Origin of the sequence: Paenibacillus germinis, from assembly GCF_013141785.1 — a bacterium.
Classification (GTDB): domain Bacteria; phylum Bacillota; class Bacilli; order Paenibacillales; family NBRC-103111; genus Paenibacillus_E; species Paenibacillus_E phytorum.
Genome location: NZ_WHOC01000134.1, coordinates 1 through 9721 on the forward strand (window position 1 = coordinate 1; position 9721 = coordinate 9721).

The following is a 9721-nucleotide window of genomic DNA, read 5'->3' on the forward strand; positions in this document are numbered from 1 at the left end:
GTGTCATTCAAGGAAACGGATATAATGGTAATCAGATTACCATCCGGCAGATATTGAACCATACAAGTGGTATCGCTGAATACTCAAGATCCAAAGACGCTAATTTTATGGATACAAAAAAATCGTATACGGCTGAAGAAATAGTGAAGTTGGGGATTTCTCTGCCCCCAGACTTTGTTCCAGGAAAGGGCTGGTCTTATTCAAATACAGGATACGTATTATTGGGTATTCTTATTGAAAAAGTAACCGGAAACAGCTACGCGGAAGAGATTGAAAATCGGATTATTGAACCGCTTGAATTGTTGGATACATTCCTACCTGGCAATTCAAGCGTTATTCCAGGCACCAAGCATGCCCGGGGATATTCCCAACCAGACGAAGCAAGTGAGATAAAAGACGTAACTTATTATAATCCAAGTGCAGGTAGCTCGGCTGGAGATATGATTTCTGATGCTGACGACTTAAATAAATTCTTCTCTTACTTGCTCGGTGGCAAATTACTGAAGGAAGAGCAACTAAAACAAATGCTTACTACAGTTCCTGTAGGAAGAAAAGGAATCGAAGGATATGGTCTTGGAATCTCTGAAATTAAGCTTCCAAATGGTGTCTCGATATGGGGACACACAGGTGGCATTCTAGGGTTTTCTACGATTGCTGGAGGTACACTTGGAGGCAATCATACGGTGGTCGTCAGTTTGAACAGTTTGGGTAGAGATAACAGTCCTAATCCTTTTAAAAATATTTTACTTGCTGAATTTAACAAGTAGGAAAAACGGATTAATTGCTATAGCAGAAATTAAAGGAGTATAAAATTATGGATTACTATCTTGAAAAAATTGAAAAGTATTTAAAAGCTTTGTCCTTTTCCGAGCGTAATGACATTGTAAAAGAAATCAAAAGTGCAATGCTTGAGTTGCAAAATACTGGTCTTACTACTGAGCAAATCATCGAGAGGTTAGGAAAACCAAAAGAATTAGCGAAAGAATACTTAGGTGACGCCATTTCAAAGAATAGTAAATTTAGTTGGCGTAAATTCGCCGCTGTATTTACTTTTTGTAGCAGCTTTGCAGGCGCCATCGGTATGTTTGTTTTGCCGATTATCAGTACTCTTTCCATTGCTTTAATGATAAGTGGAGTTATTACACCAATAGGCGGAATTATTAAATTTGTCGGGTATCTTATGAGATATGATATTACCGGAATCACAATCCAAATTGGAGCATTTACACCAAGCCCAATGCAGTTCTTACCAACTTCTATTGTGATTGGTTTGTTGATGTTTTTGTTGGGGAAAGTGTTATGGAGACTTACAATTAAATATATACACGCAATTAGTCAGAAAAAGAATATGGCTTAATCAACGATTCTATGAACATATGTGGTCACCTTGTCGGGCTTAACGCACTATATTTTCCGTTACGTGAGGTGACCGCATTTACGACATTGAAAGGAATAATTCTTTCCAAGTCTTTATTGCGTGTATCAATAGGACTTGAAACTAGTCCATCAACATCCCCCCTTTTTTGCTTGACCTTAGGCTAGGAATGAACTAGACGGAAGACTGTGTGGGGAAATAATCCATCATGTTACACTGAGAGGGTACTTCCAGCCTATACTAATTTCATTGAAGGAGAATTTTCTAATGCGTAAAAAAATAGTTTCAAAAGTGCTCGCTGTAACGCTAAGCACGTCTCTAGCTGTGACTTACTTGATTGCTTTGGTAGGAGGGGATAGTGTCAGTGCGGAACAGCTCCCTCTTAAGGGGCAAACAATCACAGCGATTCAGCCTGCACCTGTTACTGCTGCTCCGAGCGGTCTGGTTGATCCCAAAGAAGTGGAGGCCTTCGCAGACAATTACTTTGGGGAAAGCCTGAAGAAGTTCAATGTCCCGGGTGCCATGTTCGTCGTCGTTCAGGACGGACAAGTGGTTTTATCCAAAGGATACGGGTATGCAAACAAAGAAAGCAAAACCCCAGTTGATTCCAATACCGTTTTTCGCATCGGTTCCATTTCTAAGACGCTTACAGCTGCGGCCGTGCTGCAGCTTGCTGACCAAGGGGAGATCAAGCTGGATCAGGACATCCAGTCCTATCTCGGAGGTATCACAATACCCAATTCGACAGGTAAACCGCTAACTATGGAAAATATGCTGACCCACATGACTGGGTTCGATTTCCCATATGAAAAAGACGATGACGCCTCGCCCGATCTTCTCAATCAAGAGAAATCTCTTCGAGATTTCTTAATGGATCGAATGCCAACCATCGTCCGAACGCCGGGGGAAGCCTATCAGTATGACGATTATGCTTTTGCTTTGGCGGGATATGCCGTGGAACAAGTTACCGGGCTCCCTTTTCATGAATACATGGATAAAAACATCTTTCAGCCGCTCGGCATGAATTCTTCCCATGATCTTGTAACCCCAGAGCTTAAAGCCCGAATGGCTACAGCTTACGATCAGGAAGGCGCGCCATATCCGGAGTATGGACTTTATCCTACGGACATGCCTCAGGGTGGAATGCTGTCCACCGGAAGCGATATGGCTAAATTCATGAATATGCTTTTACAAAAAGGAAAGGCCGGAGATCGGCAAATGTTAAGCGAACAAAGTGTTCAACGAATGAGCAAGTTTTCCGTTTTCGCTCATCCGGCCATACCTATTACAAGCTATGGATTTGAAAGCATTTTCAATGAACTGTCGAATGGTCAGTATGTCGTCAGCAAAGGTGGGAACATCCCCGGACATGCCTCATTTACATGGCTACTGCCTGAGCACAAGATGGGAATGTTCGTCATTTACAATAATGATTCCGAATTGCGCTCGGATTTGTATGCTACCTTTATGGACCATTATTATCCGAAGAGCACCGAGACGCCTGAATCGGTATCACCTCTGACAGAACAGCAAGCCGCGCGTTACGTCGGATTATACAAAGACCTGCATACCCCGTCATTTGTGACTAGAATTACGTACAATAACGGACAACTTGTAGCGGAAGACAGATACAAGTTGGGGAATGGCAAGACTACTTTGAAAAAGATAGATCCCTTGTTGTTTATGGATGAACACGGGAAGAAAATAGCATTTCTTGAACAAAAGGATGGCGGTATTGCTAATATGTACAGACCTGCCAAGTCGCCGATAGCCTATTCGCCCAAAATACAGGAAAAAGCGCTGTTTTTCGATGTCTCGAAAGAAAGCCCCTACCAACCGTCTATTGAAAAGCTCCATTCGCTGGGTATCATCAATGGAAGAGATGGGCGCAGCTTTGACCCCAAGGCGCCCATGACCCGTGCGGAATTCATCACAATGCTACTGCATGCTGTCGGCTATCCGCCTTCCAAATCGAAATCCGGTTATACGGATATCGAACACCATTTTTCTGTCAAAGAGATACAGGCAGCGGTCGAGCAGCATTGGTTGGGGGAGGAGACCAGAGGCCGATTTGAACCGGATCGCACGATAACTCGGGAAGAAATGGCCGTTATCTTAACGCGCATTCCTTTTCCATGGCCGCTTGGCGATGAGGTGCGATTGGCAGGGCAAACCGATGAATCGGCTATCAAGGCCGTAAGCAAACTTGTTGCTGCCGGAGTTACGGATCCAGTCACAATAACCAATTCTGACGGTTCAGTCGATTTCCGGTCCAAAGCACCTTTGCTTCGCCAAGAAGCCTCCTATTTCATTGACAAGATTCTATTTGTTCCTTAATCTCTTATCGGCCGTTACAGCCGCATTCGCACCGTGACGGAATCTCCAATCATGACTAACTTGTTGTTTTCTTCCAGTTTCATTTTTCACTACCTTTGTGCTTGGTACATTCTATTCGTGAGGGTAGAGTGTCTGGTGCCCTTATTATGGGTAAGATTGGCTCCTATGCTCGACAGAACAAGGTTGCCAAAGCACTTAATAAACACAAGTTGACTTGTTTATTTTTTGGTTGTAGAAGAGCCTGAAATACATTTTGGAGTGAAGAAAATCACACTTGAGAATGAGCTTCATGTTCTTGAAAAAGAAAAATATATGAGTTGTTTTCTGAAGCTAAGCATTATTATGATAAGAGTCTAGAATTTGGTGAGAAAAATAACTGATAATAAAATTAGAAAAATGGAAACTGTAATAATTCTTTTTGACGGAATTACTACGGTTTCCATTTTTTTGTATGAAAGATCAAAACAGTCTAATACTTTATTTTCGGGTTATTATTTGTTTTCTGTTTATTAGAATCCAATAGTCTAATACTTATTTATCAAAAGCTGACGTTTTTCAAATTCAAAAACCGCGTCAAATCAACAAATCCAGTCTAATACTTTATTTTCTTCGGACACTCTGAGGATATGGCAACTAGGGCTCGTTAAGCCGCTGCCTTGGCAGGTTGCTCCTGCTTTTTCAACAACGAAAGAAGAATAACGACCAAGGCGCTTGCTCCGATCCTTTCCAAATCGGACTGCTAAGGATCAAATCCTGACGGAAATAGAACAGGTCGCGCGGACCTTCCGCCGAGAAGCGAAGCGGCAGCCATGAATACAGCCAATCATGACCGAAGCTTGGTAGTAATTCAGGCGGCAGTGATAATACTGGAGCGCCGAAGAAGAATAATATGAGTAGGAAGATAGATATGACTAGGAATTTTCGGCCTGTGTACAAATAAAAGTGTAAAGCAACACCAAGGATGACAGATCAGGTCATTACGCTAACGGCGAACGAGAGTTGAGTAAATGTTACACGATTGAAATCTTATTTTCATCTGGTATTAATCATTAAAGGTTATAATAAAAATCGACCCCCTTTAAAATATAAACTTAGACTCGCAGCCCGTTGCTGTGGGTCTCTTTTTTTGTTATTAAACCATCAGGCAGCTTATGATAAATATAAGCAGGTACTAGATGAAAATAGTACTAATTAATTAAGCCCAAATACTTTATACTTCTGTTGTAGTAAAGAGTTAATACAGGGGAAATTTATTGGGGAGTGAAAATATTGAATAATAATTTTCATCCGAAAATTACTAAGTTATTCTACATTCAGTGTGCAACATATCTTTTTCTAAATGTATTAATTGGAATGTTTTCAGTAACAGTTTTTATCTTAGGGCTTCCCTTAATATGGGAGTTAGAGTGGTTTCTATGTTTTCTTATATGGGCTGGATATATTATTTGTTGTCTTTGCTTAAATATTTTTATTTTCAGAGGGATGAGTACTGGTTTTCGGTGGGGGATGTTTATATTAGGGATATGTATTATAACAATTAGCGGAATCTTATTTGGTGGAATAGTAGTTGAACAATTTTAATTTTAAATCAACATTGATTAACATTTAACTGCTACGCTAACGGAAACGTTAGCTTCATAACAAAGATCAAACAGGCTGCCGGTGATAAACTCGGTGGCCTATTCCGTTAACGGGCAGATTTGAGTGGTAGAGATTGGGACGTGATGTATGGCTTACCTCTGTGCAACATCTTACCCACTCTTAACGCAAATTTAATATGAAGATGAAAACTTTGGAACTCATACCGAGTATAACCATCTGTACTGGTTTAAACATGGGAGAATGGATAGGAGTGTGATCGGATGAGTTTGAGAAAAGCTGCCATTGCGGTAGTGGTGGTTGCGCAAGTCATCATGGCTGGAGCGATCGATGCATCAGCGGAAGAGGCGACTGTTGTTTGGAAGCCTGTGCCTAGTGTGCAGCCAGACATTCAATACGAGATGTTCCCTTCAGAGATTCCCGAATCCGGAAGAGTACCTGCCGTCATTCGGCTGCTGAGCAGCATCCCTTTTTATGACAAATACGAAGATTCTGGCGGTCCGCCAAAGGGCTATCTAGCTCCTCAGGAGGTGCAGGTAGTCAAGGCGGGCATGCCTTGGTCGGAAGCACATAATTGGTGGAAGGTACGCACCTGGGTCGGCGATAAGTGGATCAATGTTCCTTCAAACGCGCTGGACGTAGCTCCTCCGAAGCAAGTATCGCTGCTGGATAATACACTGATGTACGCCAATCCGAATACGAATACCCCATCAACGGGGACGCTGGCACCGCAGGATGTTGATGTGGTGGCTGCGACGAAAAGGTGGTTTGCTGCGGATTCGTTCGATAACAGCTCGATGACATGGCTGCAGATCCATACGACCTGGCTCGGCGATCAGTGGATTCGAATTCCGCTGAATCGTATTGGAACGCTGCGGAGCATTGAGCCAGAGAAAGCCTATTTCATGAACGAAACCGGCATAACGCATAGCGCGGGAGAAATAACCGCTGAGTTCGTATCGCCATTCAACAGCACTGCCTTCCGTGTGGAGACAGAGAACGGCGTTCAATGGCTGTTTTCCCGAGGAGCCAAGATCGAAGCGTCCAATGAGACCCTAAAGCTGGATACGAGAACGACGCTTTTTAAACAGCCGAATTCATATGGCGAAGAGGCAGCGATACTCCAGCCCCAGAGTGTGGACGTGTTCGAAAGAATTGATAACAATCCATATGGGAATGCGCCGGGGGAATGGTATCATGTCCATACCTCGGCAGGAGATGGCTGGGTAAACAAACAATTTGCCGATCCTATTGATGCCAAGCCGACGGACGTGGCCATTCAATTGAACACCAATGCGCAACTGATGAGTTATCCGACCTCGGGTTCTTGGTATAAGTTCGCGCAAGCGGCGCCACAAATTCTTCACCCGATTTGTTACTGGGATGATGCGTCAGGGAACCGATGGTATCAGATCGATTCTTATGTTGGGCTTGTCTGGTTGAAATTAAATCCATATACCGATCGCATTGTCGGTCAAGGACCTGATCCGGCAGTGGAAATGTCATTCTTTACTCTGTACTACAACAGTGCGAAGATCGACGGTGACGAACTGAAGGTTCAGGACCGTCGAGTGGGATATATGCGCGATAATGCTTGGTATGTATCCATCCCTTTTCTATCCGAAGGCTTCCGTTACGATCAAAGCGAGTCAGGCGGCTTGATCACTTATCAGAGTAGCAGGTTCAGCTATGGCTTCCGTATCCAGCTGGGTTCACAGCAGGCGATAACACTTTGGAACGGCAAAGAGATTCGGCAGGTGAACTTGACAGCAGCGCCGCAGATCTCGTCTGACGGGGAGCTGTATCTAAACGAAGCCGATGTACGGACCTTGTTCGGTTCGCTCATAGCTAAAATTGATACTTCCCTTACCTTTACCCTTCAAGCGTACAATGTGACTGCTCTTGCCATCCCTACATCGATCAATTCAGATCAGATGGAGCTCAATGTATCCTTCAGGGACAGTATACAGCAGCTTCCAGTCGATGCATCACCTGAGCTACGGCCTAAGCTGACGCTGGAGGAGCTCGGAGCCCCGCCAACAGAGGCCGTCCAGACATTCTCGAAATGGGTTGCACCATTGCAGTGGGACATGGCTCTGTTCCAGTACAGTGCCGTCAAGTCACTGAAGGTTGGGCCGAACCAGCTGAAGGCCAGACTTGAAATCGGTGGCAGGATCCTATGGCAGCAGGATTTTGCGGTTCAGCGGACGAAATAGTTTAGATTGGAAGCTAAAGGGATTTTATAGTTTAGCTAGTAGAGTATCTTTTCTTTCTTCAAACTGCTTCACCAGGAAGGCAGCCGACTAATGGCTGCCTTTCGTTGATCTAAATGGCAGGATAATTGAGTTAATAATGGAACTCTGTAGGTACCTAAAGTATATTAGAATAAGGTGTTTCTAAAATATAGGGGGACTTTAACAGTGTACGAGATAGTGTTTTTTGATGTTGACGGAACCATATTAAGTGAAGTGGATAGAAGAATTCCTGAAAGCACAAAATTGGCTATAAAAAGGCTTCATGAAAAAGGTATTAAGGTCGTTGTTGCAACGGGGAGACCACATAATTTGTGCGAAGAACTAATTGCACTCGGCATTGATACTTTAATTTCAGCAAATGGAGCACTTATTAAATCTAAAGATAATGTTATTTATAAGTCAGCGCTTTCTGCAAAAACTGTTCGTGAACTATCAAATTTTGCCGAGTTAAATGGACAGAGTCTTTCCTATTTTACAGATTCGATTTCAATGAACGGAATAGGAGTAGAAGAAAAGCGTGTTAGAAGTGCACTATTAGAGACCCTAGGACTTAGCCATTATCCCAAGAAATTAGACACCCTCTGCGAAGAGATTTACTGTATGTGTTTGTATGCTGATGAGAGTGATGCTAGAAAATTTATTGATAACTTCCCGGAGCTGCGGTTTATACGTTTCCATGGTTATGTAATGAACATTCTTGAAAAACAAGTGGTCTCTAAATCGGAAGCAATCAAAAAAGTACTGGATTATTACAACATTGCCGTTAGCAATTCAATCGCTTTTGGTGACGGTGGAAATGATTTAGATATGTTAGAATTCGTTGGTCTCGGTATTGCCATGGGCAACGGTGAGGAAAATCTTAAACAAAAGGCAGATTTCGTTACCAAAAAAGCAAGTGAAGATGGTATATACTATGCCTTAACTAAATTTGGCGTTATTTGATTCTGAGCGAACTAAATCATTGAGCTAACGGGAAACGTTAGCTCAATCACGACATGACGGCAGCCGGCAAATACGATCGGCTGCCGTTGTTCGTTGAAGTAACGGGCAGGTTTGCGTGGTGGAGGACATCCAGGGTAGATATTCGATATAATTAACTTTCCCCTTTTATTGCTTTAGACAACAACGTATTCTTGAAGGAAAGACAATGGAGGGATACAGTGTTTCAATTATACGAACTTAAAGATAAAGCCGAACAATTTGAAAACGCAGTCCAATTGTTTTGGAGCCAATGGGGAACCGATAAGAATTATAAATTTTATTACGACTGTATGCTTCATTCATTGAAAACGGAGAGCGACTTGCCTCGTTTTTATATTGCCGTACAAAATGATTTGATAATCGGTACATATGCGTTGCTAAGGAATGACTTGATCAGCCGCCAAGACGTTTTTCCGTGGCTCGCTTGTTTGTATGTCCTACCGGAATGCAGAGGGCAAAATATTGGGGCAAAACTGCTGCAACATGCACTTCACGAAACCCTGAAAATGGGACATGACAACCTTTACCTCAGCACCGATTTGGAGGGATATTACGAAAAATTTGGGTGGGTCCACTTAACCAATGGATACATCTTTAATGGCGTAGAAACGAAAATTTATGCGGCCTTTACTGCAACAAAAACATATCCGCATGAATGTCCAGTAATCCAATCCATATCGGAATGCACTGAACATCGAGATGCGTTCATAACATATATTTCTGAAGCTTGGCCAGCCGTAAAGGACGCCGCGATCATCCAAATGGAAGAAAGTTTATCAACAGCAAATGCTTTGCCATTGACCTTCTTGATGTTAAAGAACGACCGGATTATCGGCTTTTATCAAATGATTGAACAGGAATATCTAGTTCGAAAAGATTTATCACCCTGGATTGCACCGTTGTTCATCGACAAGAGCGAGCGGGGGCAGGCTTTAGGGGCGGTGCTTTTGCAACATGCAAGGAAAACGGCAGGTCAGTTGGGGTATGAAAAGGTCTACTTAACTACGGATCATATTCGATATTACGAGAAATATGGCTTCCGGGAGATCGGACTTAGCAATTTTGAGTGGGGACGCCCCAGCAAAATATATGAGCATGATACCTTACTGTGACGGATCGGCAACCGTTGAACTAACGGGTAACGATAGTGAATGAGCTTGCCTTGCGGCAGCTC

General features: G+C 43.0%; 6 protein-coding genes and 1 pseudogene. All 7 read left to right on the forward strand.

What is annotated here, in order from left to right:
• The coding region (locus tag GC102_RS24575) for a serine hydrolase domain-containing protein (protein WP_171691841.1) at positions 1-767 on the forward strand (767 nt) is incomplete at its 5' end.
• A 47-nt stretch (positions 768-814) separates the two neighbouring features.
• Entirely contained in the window at positions 815-1357 is a 543-nt protein-coding gene (locus GC102_RS24580; protein WP_171691842.1) for a DUF1700 domain-containing protein, read from the forward strand.
• Positions 1358-1642: 285 nt separating this feature from the next.
• On the forward strand, positions 1643-3712 hold the full coding sequence (locus GC102_RS24585) for a serine hydrolase domain-containing protein (protein ID WP_171691843.1): 2070 nt from the start codon (positions 1643-1645) through the stop codon (positions 3710-3712).
• Between the two features lie 95 nt (positions 3713-3807).
• Positions 3808-3915, forward strand: a pseudogene (locus tag GC102_RS40715) (Tn3 family transposase); the annotation flags it as partial.
• Positions 3916-5574: 1659 nt separating this feature from the next.
• Positions 5575-7527 carry a hypothetical protein gene (locus GC102_RS24595; protein ID WP_171691845.1) on the forward strand — a complete coding sequence of 651 codons (1953 nt, stop codon included), beginning with the start codon at positions 5575-5577 and terminating at the stop codon, positions 7525-7527.
• Between the two features lie 204 nt (positions 7528-7731).
• Positions 7732-8508 (forward strand): Cof-type HAD-IIB family hydrolase, encoded by a 777-nt coding sequence (locus tag GC102_RS24600; RefSeq protein ID WP_171691846.1) that lies wholly within the window; start codon positions 7732-7734, stop codon positions 8506-8508.
• Between the two features lie 218 nt (positions 8509-8726).
• On the forward strand, positions 8727-9659 hold the full coding sequence (locus tag GC102_RS24605) for a GNAT family N-acetyltransferase (protein WP_171691847.1): 933 nt from the start codon (positions 8727-8729) through the stop codon (positions 9657-9659).
• The last annotated feature ends 62 nt before the right edge of the window (positions 9660-9721 follow it).